Below are 14,136 nucleotides of genomic sequence, written 5' to 3'. Positions count from 1 at the left end.
ATAAAATTCTTTCAAGAAATTAAATATAAATGTTATGAAAACTAACTATAACTGGGGAATCATAGGCTTAGGAAAGATAGCAAAAAAATTCGCTACCGATTTACAAAGTGTTGAAGGTGCAAATTTAAAAGCTGTTGCTAGTAGATCGCTTCAGAAAGCTGAAGAATTTGCAGAAGACTTTTATGCTGAAAATTTTTATGGAAGTTACGATGAATTAATCAACTCGCCAGAAATAGAGGTTATCTATATCGCCACTCCACACGTTTTTCATAAAGAACTAACAATTAAATGTTTAAAAGCTAAAAAGGCTGTACTATGCGAAAAAGCTTTCGGAATAAATAAAGCCGAAGTTGAAGAAATGATAGCTACCGCTAAAGCTGAAAATGTTTTTTTAATGGAAGCGTTGTGGATGCACTTTTTACCACACTATAACTATCTTTTAGATCTACTTGAACAAAATAAATATGGTAAGGTAAAATCTTTAACTGCAGATTTTGGATTTAAAGCTCCATTCAATTTAGATAAAAGACTATTCAATAAAAAATTAGGAGGCGGAAGTCTATTAGATATTGGGATCTATCCAGTTTTTGCTGCGATGACAATTTTAGGAATCCCTGATACCATTGAAGCTGAAGCAAAAATGAGTAAAACAGAAATAGATGAAGAGTGCTCAATTGTATTTCATTATAAAAATGGAATAAAAGCAAAACTAAAAAGTTCATTACTTCAAGAAACTCCTACAGAATGCCATATTAAATTAGAAAATGCTCATATAAAACTAACCAATCGTTTTCACGAGCCTCCAAGTTCTTTAGAAATCACACCAGACGGAGAAGAAAATAAACGAATAAAATTTCCTGTAACTACGCTTGGTTATAATTATGAAGCTATTCACGTACAGAAAATGTTAAGTCAAAATAAAATAGAAAGTGATGTGATGACATTTGAAAAAAGTTTACAACTCATTTCTCTACTTGATGAAATTCGTAAAAAAATAGGTTTAATTTATTAACAAAAAAAGCCGCTGAAAATTTCAGCGGCTTTTTTTAATATTTCAGTAAAATGAAATTACATCGCTCCCCATTCTTTTAGAGAGTCTTCATTCATTTTCACATAATCTTTATTTCCTGCAGCTTTAGCAGCTTTTAAAGATGCCTTAGCCGTTTTAATAGCCTCTTTCTTTTTGCCTAATTTCGCTTCAATTAGAGACTTTTTACGCAACATATAGTAAGGAGGGTTCTCCATTCCTTCAAAAGATTTATTTATCCATACTAATGCTTGATCTAAATCTTTTTCTGAAGTATAATAATAATCTGCAGCAGAATAGTAATCTCTAGCCGATGGTCCATTTAAAACATTTTCTATACTTTTCATAGCTTTAGCTTCTGTAGGAACTTCAAATTTTAAAGAAGCTACAGTGTTTTCCCAAATAAGATTAAGTATCGCAGAATCATTTGTTAATTCATCAATAACAATAGTAAAAGTTTCCATCGTTAAAGGCATTTTGTAAGCATCTACCTTTGCAGATAAAGCTACTTCATTAGCATCCCATTTTTGTGGTAGGCCCCAGTTATCACTTTTTTTATAAAAGATAACTTCCCAAGATTTTTTATTAGGAACCGAATAGATTGCGTAAGTACCTTTAGAAAGAGTTTTTCCGTCAATTTTCACATCATCAGAGAAAGTAATACTTGTATTTTCATTAGCTCCTGTTCTCCAATTTTCACCAAAAGGCACTAAATTTCCAAAAATAGTACGGCCTCTCATCGAAGGTCTAGAGTACTCAACAGTTACATCTGTTAAACCTACTTTCTGCCAAATTTTAGCATGCGGACTTGGTTGCGGAGTTTCTACTTGCGCTTGAAAATTTACAGCTGCAAAAAGAACTAGAAATAAAGTAATTGCTTTTTTCATTATATTTTGTTTTTTTATGAAATGTAAAGTTAAGTTTTTTTAAAAAGAGATTATTAGAAATAAACTATAACTTTTGTTTAACTTTAATTTTTAATACTTAAACAAAATAAATTTTAGTTTTATCTTATGAAAATTTATAAACTACACAAATACCAAAAACTACCTATTAGTAAAGCTAAAGCTTGGGAGTTTCTATCAGATCCATCAAATCTAAAAGTTATTACTCCAGATTATATGGGGTTTGATATTGTAGATGGTGCCGATCGTAAAATGTATCAAGGTCAAGTTATACAATATGTAGTCACACCTATTGCAGGAATTAAGACTAAATGGGTTACAGAAATTACTCATGTAAAAGAAGACGATTTTTTTGTAGATGAACAGCGTTTTGGCCCTTACAAATTATGGCATCACAAGCATTTTATTAAAGAAATTGAAGGCGGAGTAGAAATGGAAGATATTGTACATTATAAACTTCCGATGGGAGTTTTAGGGCAACTCGTACATCCATTTCTCGTTAAAAATAAATTAGAAGAAATTTTTAATTACAGAAAGCAAAAGTTAGAAGAGTTATTTGGTAAATATTAAAGCGATTCAAAGATGAAAAATATACTATTAATTGGAGGAAGTAAAGGAATTGGCTTAGCCACGGCTAAATTATTAGCAGAAAATCATAATGTAATAGTAGCTTCTCGAAGTAAAGAAAATCTTAAAGATTTAAAAATAAAATATCTTGAATTTGATGTTCTAAATGATGAGATAGAAGATTTAGATCTACCAGATACATTGGATGGTTTAGCCTATTTCCCAGGAAGCATTAACTTAAAACCCTTCAAAATGTTAAAGACTAAAGATTTTGAAGAAGAAATTCAACTTAACTTTATTTCATTAATAAAAGTTGTTCAAGGTTTGATTCCCAAACTAAAAAAATCAGATCAGGCAAGCTTAGTATTTTATAGCACGGTAGCAGTTAAAGTAGGAATGCCTTTTCATACGAGTGTCGCTGCTGCAAAAGGAGCTATTGAAGGTTTTGCTAAATCTTTAGCAGCAGAGTATGCACCAAGTATGCGTGTAAATGTTATTGCGCCTTCGCTAACAGATACACAACTTGCTGAAAAACTATTGAATAAAGAAGAAAAGAAAAAGAAAATGGCAGAACGCCATCCTTTAAAACGAGTAGGAAATCCTGAAGATATTGCTCAAATGACAAAATTTTTACTTAGTGAAGAAAGTAGTTGGATGACTGGACAAATTTTAGGCATCGATGGTGGATTATCAAGTTTAAATTTACAATAATGAGTGACGAAAAATATACAATTTTTTGGTTTAGACGTGATTTAAGACTAGATGATAATATTGGCTTTTATAAAGCTTTACAAGGTGATTATCCAGTATTACCTATTTTTATTTTTGATACTGAAATTTTAAAAGATTTACCCAAAGATGATGCAAGGGTGACTTTTATCTTTAATCAATTGCAAAAAATGCGAAAAGAACTGCAAGAAAATTACGACAGTTCTATAGCAATATTTGAAGGAAAACCAGAGGAAGTTTTAAAAAAAATAAATAACGATTATAGCATAGCCGAAATAATTACCAATCGTGATTATGAACCTTACGCTAAAGAACGTGATGAGAAAATCGAAGCTTTATTAGAAAAAGAAAATATAAAATTTACGACTTATAAAGATCAGGTGATTTTTGAAAAAGACGAAGTTGTTAAAGGTAACGGTGAACCATATTTGGTGTATACGCCCTACATGAAAACCTGGAAAAGTAATTTTGATGAAAACAAATTACGTATTTTCTATACGAATGATTACCTCGATAACCTAATTAATAATTCACGCTTGCCTAATTTATCTTTAAGTGACTTAGGGTTTTCAAAATCTTCTATAGAAGTTCCCGATTATACGGTGACAAAAACAATGATGAATGAATATGATGAGCAACGAAATTTACCTTCAAAAAACGGTACTTCTAACTTGAGTACACACTTGCGTTTTGGCACGGTTAGTATTCGCAAGATGGTGAGAAAAGCCATACAAGTTGAAGATGCTACCTTTTTTAATGAGTTGATATGGAGAGAATTTTTCATGCAAATCTTGTATCATTATCCAGAAACAGTCACCGAATCTTTCAAAAAAAAATACGACCGTATCGAATGGCGAAATAATGAAGATGAATTTGAGTTATGGAAAGCAGGAAAAACTGGTTATCCTATAGTAGATGCAGGTATGCGACAACTCAACGAATCTGGTATTATGCATAATAGAGTTAGGATGGTGGTGGGAAGTTTTCTGTGTAAGCATTTATTAATTGATTGGCGTTGGGGTGAAGCCTATTTCGCTGAAAAACTATTAGATTACGAGATGTCTTCTAATGTTGGGAATTGGCAATGGATTGCAGGTAGCGGTGTAGATGCGACTCCTTATTTTCGTATTTTCAATCCAACATCTCAGAAAGAAAAATTTGATAAGGAAGAAAAATATATCAATACTTGGGTGCCCGAATACGGAACAAAAAAATATCCCGAACCTATGGTAAACCACAAAGAAGCTCGGGAACGTTGTTTAAAAGTTTATAAAAAAGCAGTGAGTAATTAATTCCTTAATAACTTCCTCGCTTTTTCTAGATCTTCAGGAGTGTCTATTCCAATAGTTTTTAAATTAGTTTCGACCATTTTAATATTTTTACCATATTCTAAATAACGAATGCATTCAATTTTTTCGGCATTTTCTAACCCTAGCATGGGTAGCCGATAAAAGTCCATTAACGCTTGTTTACGAAACGCATAAATACCAATATGCTTGTAATGGGTTACATTGGCTTGTTTATTTCGTACAAATGGAATGGGTGATCTTGAAAAATAAAGGGCAAAATCATTTTTATTGGTAATTACTTTTACATGATTTGGGTTTAAGATATCTTCTTCTGTTTCTAATGCTGTTTTTAAAGAAGCTAGATCTATATGATGGGCATCTTTCTCATAAAAAACCTCTAATAAATCTGCTAAACTTTCTTTTTCAATAAAGGGCTCATCCCCTTGTACATTAACTACAATATCTACATCTATATCTTTTACCGCTTCAGCAATACGGTCACTACCGCATTCGTGTGACTTTTTACTCATAATTGCTTTACCGCCTTGAGCTATAATTTCATTAAATATTATCTCGCTATCGGTGACCACATATACCTCTTGAAATAATTTTGTTTTTAAAGCAGCTTCATAAGTTCTGGTAATCACAGTTTTTCCTCCCAAATCTTGCATAAGTTTTGCGGGAAATCTACTAGCTTCGTAACGTGCGGGAATCATCGCTATTACTTTTAAAGAAGTTGGTGCTGACATCTATTTTATTTTAAAATATTTAAAAATATAAAAATTGAAAAGGTTGAATTATAATTTTTCAGCATTAAAAAAATTATCTGTAAATCCTATTAGATACAATTTACTCTTAGCCCGAGTACAGGCTGTATAAAGCCAACGTAGGTAATCTTCTGTAACTCCATCTTTTAAATAAGGTTGCTCTACAAAAACATTATCCCATTGCCCACCCTGTGATTTATGACAAGTCATGGCGTAGCTAAATTTAACCTGTAATGCGTTAAAATATTTATTATTTTTTACTTTTTGAAATTTCTTATATTTTGAAGTTTCATTAGCATAGTCTTTTTGTATTTCTTGATAAAGTTCGTTTGACTGCTCATAGGTTAATGACGGTGCGTTTACAGTTAACGTATCTAATATTATAACCGTTTCAAAAGGTGACATTTTCGGGTAATCTACCATTTGAACTTTAACTTCAGCAAAACGAAAACCATATAAATCTACAATTTCAAAAATTTCTAATATCTCTACAATATCTCCATTGGCGATAAAACCTGCTTCTGAGGTTGGTTTTACCCAAAAGTAATTATTTTTTACTACCATAAGATAATCTCCGGTAGCAATTTCATTTTCTTGAAAAAGTATTCGGCTTCTTATTTGTTCATTATATATATTGGCGCGTTTGTTAGATCTTACCACAATTGCCGTTTCTTCATAACCACCATTACTGTAAGAATCGTTAATAGCATCCATAATTTCGTAACCATCTACTAGCCTAACAAAATCATCACCTATGTCTAATTGAAATTTAAAATCTTCGAAAAATTGATTTTTAATAGCTTCTCGTATAAGCGTCGCATTATAAAGAATTCCACTTTCTTGTTGCTGGCGCACTACTTCATTAAGTTCTATATGGTCTACATCTTTTTGATAACCTAAACTTAACTTATCTTGATCTAAAGCTGGACTTAAGTCTAATTTTACAGGCGGTAATTGCGCCGTATCACCAATAAAAATGAGTTTACAATTTCTTCCAGAATATACAAAATCTATAAGATCATCTAGTAAAGAACCGTTTTCAAATAAGCTTGCATCTCCCACATAATCAGATATCATAGAAGCTTCATCTATAATGAAAATGGTATCTTTATGTTTATTTTTTTGAAGTACAAATTGCACTTTACTACCACTAGATTTTTTAGGGTAATAAATTTTACGATGAATTGTTTGCGCCTGATAACCAGAGTAATTACTCATCACTTTTGCCGCTCTACCTGTTGGAGCAGCCAGCACAGGACTCATTTTTATCTTCCATAAATTTTTTACAATTGTTCCAATTATAGAAGTTTTACCAGTTCCGGCATAACCTTTGAGAAGAAAAAGCTGATCATCTTTTGTTGAAAGAATAAAATTTGATAATTTTTGTAAAGCTACATCTTGTTGAGAGGTTACTGTAAAAGGAAAATCGTTCTTTAAAAGTTGATAAAATTCTGTAGAAGTCATTTAAATGGATAGGTTACTAAAAAATCAAAGATAATGAGGCTTTTTTGACTTGGAAACTTTTACGAATAAAAAAAAATTGTAGATTTGCGTACAACACAATAAAATAAATTTAAATTCATTAAATATGAAAATTGTTATTCAATTACTATTATGGGTCGTTATTGGATTTTTAGGCTATTTTACTTTTAACGCAGTTTATGAGCCAATCCAATTTAATAAAGTTAGAGATGCAAGATATCCTAAAGTAATTGAGAAATTAAAAGATATCCGAAAAGCTGAGTTAGCGCACAAACAAGTTACTGGTACTTTTAGTGGAGACTGGGACGGATTGGTTAGATTTATTGATACTGCCGAGTTTGTAGTTACACAACGAAGAGACACCACTGTTTTAGACGAAGAATATAAAGCAACTTACGGGGTAGATGAATATAAATCTATCACCTTAGTAGACACTTTAGGATATACTCCTGTGAAAGACTCTCTTTTTAAAGGTTCTAATCGTTACACTACCATGATGAACGTACCTTTTACAGATGGACAGAAGTTTGAATTAGATGCAGGAGAAATCACTAAAAATGACAGTAAAATTCCTGTTTTTGAAGTTAAAGTAGATAAAGCAGATATTTTATCTGATCAAGACGAACACCTTGTTAATCAAGAGAAACAAGTACTTTCTGTAGATAATGTTAGAGGTGAATATATTCAGGTAGGATCAATGACTGAAGTTAATACCAACGGTAACTGGCCTAAAGTATATGGATCAAACGACGATTAATAAAAATTTGAATTCTTATAAAATGTCCATCTTGATAGCTCAAGATGGACTTTCTTTTTGTACGCTAAACGAAGACAAAGAGATTGAAAATTTTCATTTCAGTACTTTTTCAGATCAACTTAATCCTGAAGCATTATTAGAAGAGTTAAATAAACTCATAAATAATCAAGTTTCAGAAGAGGTAATTAGTAAAGTTACTCAAGTAAATGCGGTATTTATTAATAACCTTTATAGCATTGTTCCTGAAAAATATTTTGATGAAAAAAATCTAACCGATTATTTAAAATTTAACACCAAAATTCTTCGAACAGATTTTATTACTTATGATAGCCTAAAAAATATAAACGCCAATTGTGTGTATATTCCCTACGCTAACATTAATAATTATTTATTTGATAAGTTTGGTGCTTTCGAATTTAGGCATTCCGCTACTCTATTTATTGACTTTTGTCTGTCAGATATAAAGCAAAAAAAAAGTGCAATTTATCTTCATATAGATTCTTCTAGATTTGATATTTGTATTCTTCAAAATAATCAATTAGCGCTAGCCAATTCTTTTGAATTTTATACGCCAGAAGATTTTATCTATTATGTATTATTCTGTATTGAACAATTACAGTTGGATGCCTCTAAAATTCAACTATATCTTTGTGGAGAGATTAAAAAAGACGACAAAAAGTATAATTATTTATACACTTACATTAAAGAAATTGAATTTTTAAATACGGCACAACTTAGCAAAAATTTCAATAATCTTTCAGAGTTAAAGATGAATCCAAAGCATCACCTCTTACATTTAAGCAATTTACTATGAGAATAATTTCAGGAAAATTTAAAAGCAAAAGAATAATTGCTCCTAAAACTTTGCCCGTTAGACCTACTACAGATATGGCTAAAGAAGCATTATTTAATATTTTAAACTTTCAAATAGATTTTAATGAAATTCAATTATTAGATCTTTTTGCAGGAACTGGTAACATCTCTTATGAATTTATTTCTCGAGGAACCACTCAAGTTACGGCAGTAGACCAAAACTTTGGCTGCGTTAAATTTATAAATAAGACCGCGCAAGAATTAGACATCCAAATAAATACGGTAAAAAGTGATGTGTTTAAATATTTAGAAAAAGTAAAGACTAAAAACGATATTATTTTCGCAGACCCTCCTTATGATTTTTCTTTAGAAGATTTTCAAAAAATACCTAATCTCATTTTCGATAATAATTTATTAAACCAAGATGGATTAGTTATCGTAGAACATTCTAAATATACAGATTTAGCTAGTACACCACATTTTTTAGAAAGTAGAAAATATGGGAGTTCTGTATTTTCTTTTTTTCAATAAACTCAAAGCATTACTATTAAGCAAATGAAACCATTTAAAATTATAGATGACGATATAGCGTATATTGAATTCTATGAAGATTATGTAATTTCATCAGTTAAAGAAGATGTGATTTTTGATTTAGACGAATTAAACTGGCTATTTATGTTGCTTGAAGAGCATTATCCTAATCAAAGCTTTGGCTATATTTCTAACAGAAAATATAATTATAACCTTAACCCTACTAATTACGAAATGATCAACCTATACGAGAAGATTGTATGCCACGCAGTGGTTTATCACTCTGAAATAGGAAAGAAAATTGCCGTCTTTGAAAAAAATTTCTCAACTAATGCTTTTGAAATCTTTGATTCTTTAGAAAAAGCTAAAGAATGGGTCATAGAATTTAAAAAATAGCAGGTCTATAAGCCGGATTCTGTTCTCTATAAATAGAGCCCTTATCATTTATCTCGAATTTTTGTTACCAAAAACTTCTAGCTACCTACCCTCCGGCATTGATCGGGAAATCTTAAAAGCCGGTATACATGGTATTGCACCGCATAGAGTTTACCTGGTTTCACTACAGCATTACCTGTACATTCTTTCTGTTGCACTTGTCCTAACCTTTCGGCTGATGGCCGTTAGCCATTATGCTTCCCTGTGGTGTCCAGACTTTCCTCTAAATAATAAAATTTAGCGATAAGGCGACCTGCATTCTGCAAATATATAAGATTATAGGTGCAGAAAAATTTTAAAAGAAAAATTGTGAATAATTATTTAGAAAAAACTTCAGAAGTAAAACATAAATATCGCTAGTATTTCTATTTTTGTCATAATGGAACATTTTGTTGTCTCTGCCAGAAAATACAGGCCCGAAACTTTTGAAGATGTAGTTGGTCAAAAAGCAATTACCAATACATTATTAAACGCTATTGAAAATAATCATTTAGCGCAAGCACTCTTATTCACGGGACCACGTGGAGTAGGTAAAACTACTTGTGCCAGAATTTTAGCTAAAAAAATAAATCAACAAGCTACAGAAAATAAAGATGAAGACTACGCCTTTAATATATTTGAATTAGATGCTGCTTCTAACAACTCTGTAGATGATATAAGAAATCTTATTGACCAAGTAAGAATCCCACCACAGGTAGGGAAATACAAAGTCTACATTATAGATGAGGTTCATATGCTATCTTCTTCTGCTTTTAATGCTTTTTTAAAGACATTAGAAGAGCCTCCAAAACATGCTATTTTTATTTTAGCAACTACAGAAAAGCATAAAATTATACCTACTATTCTTTCTAGGTGTCAAATATTCGACTTTAAAAGAATCACGGTGACAGATGCTAAAGAATATTTAGCTAAAATCGCACAAAATGAAGGTGTAAACGCAGAAGACGATGCCTTACATATTATTGCTCAAAAAGCAGATGGTGCGATGCGTGATGCGCTTTCTATCTACGATCGTGTGGTTAGTTTTAGTGGTAATAACTTAACACGTGAGGCCGTAACCGAAAACTTAAATGTTTTAGATTACGAAACTTACTTTAAGTCTACTGATTTTATGTTAAGCAATAATATTCCAGAATTATTGGTACAATACAATGAAATTTTAGCTAAAGGTTTTGATGGACATCATTACATTGCTGGACTAGCTTCACATTTTAGAGATCTTTTAGTTTGTAAAAATCAGGCGACCATTAGTCTTTTAGAAGTTGGTGAGCAAGTAAAAACACTCTATTTTAAACAATCTCAAGAAGCTGCACAAGAATTTTTAATGCAAGGTATTGAGTTGGCAAACGAATGTGATTTAAAATATAAATCCAGCCGGAATCCGCGACTGCTCGTCGAATTATGCTTAATGCAACTTGCCTCTATCACTTTTGATGGAGAAAAAAAAAATTCTGAGCGATTCATAATTCCTGCGGAAAATTTTATTTCAACAGAAACTCTTCCCGCAAGACAAATAGCTCCAGAAGTTAAAGAAATAGTTCAAACCAATGAACATCCTGAAACTAAAAAAAACACTCCTGTAGAGATTCAGCTTCCTTCTAAAGATATAAAAACAGAAGAAAAACCAGCAAAGCTAGATTTAAATAAAAAGAAAAGACCTTCTGGTTTATCATTAAAAAGCATTGCACAAAAAAAGAAGCACGAAGAACTTCAAAAAGAAAAGTTAGCTTTACCCTCAGAAGAATTAACTGAAGATTTTACGGAGGCACAAATACAAGAAGCTTGGGCTGAGTATGTAGAACAACTAAGCGGTAAGGGAAAGAAAATTTTAGCCTCTATTGTAGATACTGATAAACCTACTTTAGTCGATAAAACCATACATATTGAATTACCTAACGATACGATGAAAATCGAATTGAAAAGAGCTCAAGGTAATTTAATGAATTTCATTAAAAAGAAAATTCAGAATACCACCATCAAACTTTCTATAGATGTAAATGAAAAAGCTACTAAAAAATATGCTTTTACAACAAGAGAAAAGTTTGAAAAATTAAATGAGAAAAATCCTCTTTTAGATAAATTAAGAACCACTTTTGATTTAGATATATAATTATGCTCGGTTTAAAACTTCCTACAGACCCAAGATGGGTAGATATTGCAGAAAAAAATATAGATGAAATTTTAATCGATCACGCTTGGTGTGAACAAAAAGCCGCTTCCACCGCTATTTCTTTAATTGTAAGTTTTCCAGAATTTTCAGAACTAGTAGAAGATATGACGGAACTTGTGAATGAAGAAATGAGTCATTTTAAAATGGTTCACGATAAAATTATTGAACGTGGTTTTGAATTAGGTAGAGATCGTAAAGATTTTTATGTTTCAGAATTATTAAAATTTTTCCCAAAAGGAGGTAGTAGAATCACACAAATGGTTCACAGATTATTGTACGCTGCACTTATAGAAGCCAGAAGCTGTGAACGTTTTAAATTATTATCTGAACAATTAGAAGATAAAGAACTGCGTTTATTCTATAAAAAACTAATGATTAGCGAAGCTAATCATTACACGATGTTTCTAAATTTTGCTAGAAAATATGGCGATAGAAATGAAGTAGATCAAAAATGGCAAGACTTACTAAGTTATGAAGCTCAAATTATAGCCTCTTTAAGCAAAGACGGATTGATACACGGATAATAATTAAATACACCTCTCACTTTGAAAATTTTATTGGTTGAAGATAACAAGCGATTGAGAGAATCTTTAAGCAAAGGTTTAGAAGAAGAAGGTTTTTTGGTAGAAACACAAGAAGACGGTTTTGCTGCAAGAGATTTAGCTGTAAACCAAGATTGGGATCTATTTATTTTTGATGTAATGTTACCAGGACTTACAGGTATTGAGCTTTGTGAATTAATTCGGTATAAGAAAATTATCACCCCTATTATTATTCTAAGTGCCTTGGGTGAAGCTGATGATAAAATTAAAGCCTTAGATAAAGGAGCCGATGATTATTTGGTAAAACCTTTTCATTTTAAAGAACTTATTTCTAGAATAAATGCTTTAAATAGAAGAACCAATCGTTATCAAAATCTAATTACTGAAAATTTACAATGTGGTAATTTAACTATGAACTATAAGGCTCATAAAGTTGAAAGAAACGGAAAAACAATAGATCTTTCTCAAAAAGAATTCCTTCTTCTAAAAACATTATTAGAGTATAAAAATGAAGTAGTAACCAGACAAATCATACTTCAAAATGTTTGGAAAACTCATCAAGACACCTATACCAATGTGATCGATGTTTATATCTCTTACCTTAGGAATAAAATTGATTTAGATAATGAAAATAAACTAATTCATACCATTAAAGGAAGAGGTTATATGATTTCTGATCAATGAAAATAAGGCAAAAAATAACATTAATTTCAAGTTTAATTTTCGGATTCATATTTCTGGGGTCCTCGATTGTTATTTACGTCGCCTTTTACCAAAGCACAAAAAATATCTATTTTCAAGAACTTTCTAGAACTGCTAAAATTTCAGCTATGTTCTACCTAGAAAGAGATGAATTAAGCCAAAAAGGATTTCAGCCTATACAAAATGCGTTCTATAATCTTAGTTCAGATCAAGAAGTAAGTATTTTTAATGAACGCGGTGATATTTCATTCAACACGAAAGAAGTAAAACACGATTGGAGTGAAAGCATAGAAAAAATTAAAGAAGAAGGCCTACTCAATTTTCGGGAAAACGACACCTATTACCACGGCCTATTTTATAAGGATAATCAAGGAGATTTTGTGGTCTTAGTAAAAGCTACCAATCCGCTTATTCAAAGTCAGAAAAAGAGATTAATTAGTATTTTAGCAATTAGTTTTTGCGTAGCAATGCTCATTCTTATTTTTCTAACCTCTCACCTATCCAAATTAGCTTATAAACCAGTTAGAAATATTATTAAACAAGTTAATAATCTTAATTTAAATAAAAGTCCGCTGCAACTTTCTTACAAAAGTTCTAAAGATGAATTAGAAGAACTTTTTCAGGCTTTTAATAATCTTTTAATTGAAATTGAATCGAGCTACGAGCAGCAAAAGAATTTTGTAGATTTTTCTTCACACGAACTTAAAACTCCACTAGCCAGCATTATTAATCAGTTAGAAATTAGTTTACAACGAGATCGAAATAACGAAGATTATAAAGAAACTTCAGAACGAGTTTTACAAGATGCTCAGCAATTAAAAAGCATTTTAGAAAACCTACTTACGCTTTCTAATCTTAATAAAAATGTTCAGCTAAAAGAGCAAATTAGAATTGACGAAATTATTTGGGAGATTATCGAAAAGTTAGCACCAGCTTATTCCGAAGAAAGATTTAATGTTGAATTGGCAATTTCACCAAAAGATTTTAATTTACTTCAATTTAAAGGCAATGAAACCCTACTCTATATGGCGCTGTTTAATATTATTGAAAATGCGGCTAAATTTTCTAAATCTGAAATTGTTGAAATTCAACTTTCTAAAAACAAAAATCGCTTACAATTACAAGTATCAGACCACGGGATTGGTATTTCAAAACAAGATTTAAAACACATTAATCAACCATTTTATCGCGGCCAAAACACGACAAATTTCCAAGGAAACGGACTAGGAATGAGCATTGCGTTAAAGATTTTTCAGTTGCATCAAATTGAATATTCTATCACCAGTGAGCTAAAAAACTACACTAAAATTCAGCTTGAATTTCCGCAGTGATAAAAAAGATTATAATTCAGAAATAAGATACCGTCACCCTGAACTTGACTCAGGGTCGCATTCTCCAAAAACTATTATTTAAATCTTTA

At 31.1% G+C, this 14,136-nt stretch carries 15 protein-coding genes and 1 other RNA gene; 12 read left to right on the top strand and 4 right to left on the bottom strand.

What is annotated here, in order from left to right:
• The first annotated feature begins 34 nt into the window (after positions 1 to 34).
• Positions 35 to 1,012, top strand: a complete 978-nt coding sequence (locus KW502_RS02370; RefSeq protein ID WP_219038929.1) for a Gfo/Idh/MocA family oxidoreductase — start codon at positions 35 to 37, stop codon at positions 1,010 to 1,012.
• A 56-nt stretch (positions 1,013 to 1,068) separates the two neighbouring features.
• Here the strand turns inward: KW502_RS02370 and KW502_RS02365 are convergent, their stop codons facing one another.
• Positions 1,069 to 1,914 (bottom strand): DUF2911 domain-containing protein, encoded by an 846-nt coding sequence (locus KW502_RS02365; RefSeq protein WP_219038928.1) that lies wholly within the window; start codon positions 1,912 to 1,914, stop codon positions 1,069 to 1,071.
• A 126-nt stretch (positions 1,915 to 2,040) separates the two neighbouring features.
• Here KW502_RS02365 and KW502_RS02360 point away from each other — a divergent pair, with 126 nt between their 5' ends.
• The 3 genes from KW502_RS02360 to KW502_RS02350 are packed head-to-tail and all read left to right on the top strand — an operon-like array spanning position 2,041 to position 4,520.
• Positions 2,041 to 2,502, top strand: coding sequence for an SRPBCC family protein (locus KW502_RS02360; protein ID WP_219038927.1), 462 nt, complete (start codon positions 2,041 to 2,043; stop codon positions 2,500 to 2,502).
• A 12-nt stretch (positions 2,503 to 2,514) separates the two neighbouring features.
• Entirely contained in the window at positions 2,515 to 3,210 is a 696-nt protein-coding gene (locus KW502_RS02355) for an SDR family NAD(P)-dependent oxidoreductase (protein WP_219038926.1), read from the top strand.
• The gene (locus tag KW502_RS02350) at positions 3,210 to 4,520 is read left to right on the top strand and encodes a cryptochrome/photolyase family protein (protein ID WP_219038925.1); all 1,311 of its coding nucleotides are present in this window, start codon (positions 3,210 to 3,212) and stop codon (positions 4,518 to 4,520) included. Before KW502_RS02355 ends, KW502_RS02350 begins: the two co-directional genes overlap by 1 nt.
• On the opposite strand, the gene kdsB is transcribed toward KW502_RS02350, so the two are convergent.
• Positions 4,517 to 5,266: a 3-deoxy-manno-octulosonate cytidylyltransferase gene (gene kdsB, locus KW502_RS02345; protein ID WP_219038924.1), complete on the bottom strand. Its 750-nt coding sequence runs from the start codon at positions 5,264 to 5,266 to the stop codon at positions 4,517 to 4,519. The two genes, KW502_RS02350 and kdsB, sit on opposite strands and share 4 nt — an antisense overlap.
• 48 nt (positions 5,267 to 5,314) lie before the next feature.
• Positions 5,315 to 6,748 (bottom strand): ATP-dependent DNA helicase, encoded by a 1,434-nt coding sequence (locus KW502_RS02340; protein WP_219038923.1) that lies wholly within the window; start codon positions 6,746 to 6,748, stop codon positions 5,315 to 5,317.
• 124 nt (positions 6,749 to 6,872) lie between these two features.
• Here KW502_RS02340 and KW502_RS02335 point away from each other — a divergent pair, with 124 nt between their 5' ends.
• From KW502_RS02335 to KW502_RS02320, 4 genes are read left to right on the top strand one after another with little or no spacing between them, the layout of a single operon-like run.
• A complete protein-coding gene (locus KW502_RS02335) occupies positions 6,873 to 7,523 on the top strand; it encodes a hypothetical protein (protein WP_219038922.1) in 651 nt (216 codons plus the stop codon).
• A gap of 22 nt (positions 7,524 to 7,545) precedes the next feature.
• The gene (locus tag KW502_RS02330; RefSeq protein WP_219038921.1) at positions 7,546 to 8,337 is read left to right on the top strand and encodes a DUF3822 family protein; all 792 of its coding nucleotides are present in this window, start codon (positions 7,546 to 7,548) and stop codon (positions 8,335 to 8,337) included.
• A complete protein-coding gene (gene rsmD, locus KW502_RS02325; RefSeq protein ID WP_219038920.1) occupies positions 8,334 to 8,867 on the top strand; it encodes a 16S rRNA (guanine(966)-N(2))-methyltransferase RsmD in 534 nt (177 codons plus the stop codon). Before KW502_RS02330 ends, rsmD begins: the two co-directional genes overlap by 4 nt.
• A 24-nt stretch (positions 8,868 to 8,891) precedes the next feature.
• On the top strand, positions 8,892 to 9,263 hold the full coding sequence (locus KW502_RS02320) for a hypothetical protein (protein WP_219038919.1): 372 nt from the start codon (positions 8,892 to 8,894) through the stop codon (positions 9,261 to 9,263).
• Here KW502_RS02320 and rnpB read toward each other — a convergent pair.
• Positions 9,256 to 9,562: RNase P RNA component class A (gene rnpB / locus KW502_RS02315), an RNA gene on the bottom strand. The genes KW502_RS02320 and rnpB overlap by 8 nt on opposite strands.
• A 119-nt stretch (positions 9,563 to 9,681) precedes the next feature.
• Between rnpB and KW502_RS02310 the strand changes: the two genes are divergently transcribed.
• From KW502_RS02310 to KW502_RS02295, 4 genes are all read left to right on the top strand, one after another.
• The gene (locus tag KW502_RS02310; RefSeq protein ID WP_219038918.1) at positions 9,682 to 11,412 is read left to right on the top strand and encodes a DNA polymerase III subunit gamma/tau; all 1,731 of its coding nucleotides are present in this window, start codon (positions 9,682 to 9,684) and stop codon (positions 11,410 to 11,412) included.
• 2 nt (positions 11,413 to 11,414) lie between these two features.
• The gene (locus KW502_RS02305; RefSeq protein ID WP_219038917.1) at positions 11,415 to 11,996 is read left to right on the top strand and encodes a MiaE family protein; all 582 of its coding nucleotides are present in this window, start codon (positions 11,415 to 11,417) and stop codon (positions 11,994 to 11,996) included.
• Positions 11,997 to 12,017: 21 nt separating this feature from the next.
• A complete protein-coding gene (locus KW502_RS02300) occupies positions 12,018 to 12,698 on the top strand; it encodes a response regulator transcription factor (RefSeq protein ID WP_219038916.1) in 681 nt (226 codons plus the stop codon).
• A gap of 146 nt (positions 12,699 to 12,844) precedes the next feature.
• Positions 12,845 to 14,047, top strand: coding sequence for a sensor histidine kinase (locus KW502_RS02295; protein WP_219038915.1), 1,203 nt, complete (start codon positions 12,845 to 12,847; stop codon positions 14,045 to 14,047).
• Positions 14,048 to 14,136: the final 89 nt, after the last annotated feature.

It is taken from the genome of Mesonia aestuariivivens, assembly GCF_019311235.1.
GTDB classification, from domain to species: Bacteria; Bacteroidota; Bacteroidia; order Flavobacteriales; family Flavobacteriaceae; genus Mesonia; species Mesonia aestuariivivens.
This window is presented reverse-complemented; position numbering and strand designations above follow the sequence as displayed.

Bases quoted from the DNA above. Each gene is read 5' to 3' on its own strand.
- KW502_RS02370 (WP_219038929.1), top strand. From the start codon at position 35: ATGAAAACTAACTATAACTGGGGAATCATAGGCTTAGGAAAGATAGCA.
- KW502_RS02365 (WP_219038928.1), bottom strand. From the start codon at position 1,914: ATGAAAAAAGCAATTACTTTATTTCTAGTTCTTTTTGCAGCTGTAAAT.
- KW502_RS02360 (WP_219038927.1), top strand. From the start codon at position 2,041: ATGAAAATTTATAAACTACACAAATACCAAAAACTACCTATTAGTAAA.
- KW502_RS02355 (WP_219038926.1), top strand. From the start codon at position 2,515: ATGAAAAATATACTATTAATTGGAGGAAGTAAAGGAATTGGCTTAGCC.
- KW502_RS02350 (WP_219038925.1), top strand. From the start codon at position 3,210: ATGAGTGACGAAAAATATACAATTTTTTGGTTTAGACGTGATTTAAGA.
- kdsB (WP_219038924.1), bottom strand. From the start codon at position 5,266: ATGTCAGCACCAACTTCTTTAAAAGTAATAGCGATGATTCCCGCACGT.
- KW502_RS02340 (WP_219038923.1), bottom strand. From the start codon at position 6,748: ATGACTTCTACAGAATTTTATCAACTTTTAAAGAACGATTTTCCTTTT.
- KW502_RS02335 (WP_219038922.1), top strand. From the start codon at position 6,873: ATGAAAATTGTTATTCAATTACTATTATGGGTCGTTATTGGATTTTTA.
- KW502_RS02330 (WP_219038921.1), top strand. From the start codon at position 7,546: ATGTCCATCTTGATAGCTCAAGATGGACTTTCTTTTTGTACGCTAAAC.
- rsmD (WP_219038920.1), top strand. From the start codon at position 8,334: ATGAGAATAATTTCAGGAAAATTTAAAAGCAAAAGAATAATTGCTCCT.
- KW502_RS02320 (WP_219038919.1), top strand. From the start codon at position 8,892: ATGAAACCATTTAAAATTATAGATGACGATATAGCGTATATTGAATTC.
- KW502_RS02310 (WP_219038918.1), top strand. From the start codon at position 9,682: ATGGAACATTTTGTTGTCTCTGCCAGAAAATACAGGCCCGAAACTTTT.
- KW502_RS02305 (WP_219038917.1), top strand. From the start codon at position 11,415: ATGCTCGGTTTAAAACTTCCTACAGACCCAAGATGGGTAGATATTGCA.
- KW502_RS02295 (WP_219038915.1), top strand. From the start codon at position 12,845: ATGTTCTACCTAGAAAGAGATGAATTAAGCCAAAAAGGATTTCAGCCT.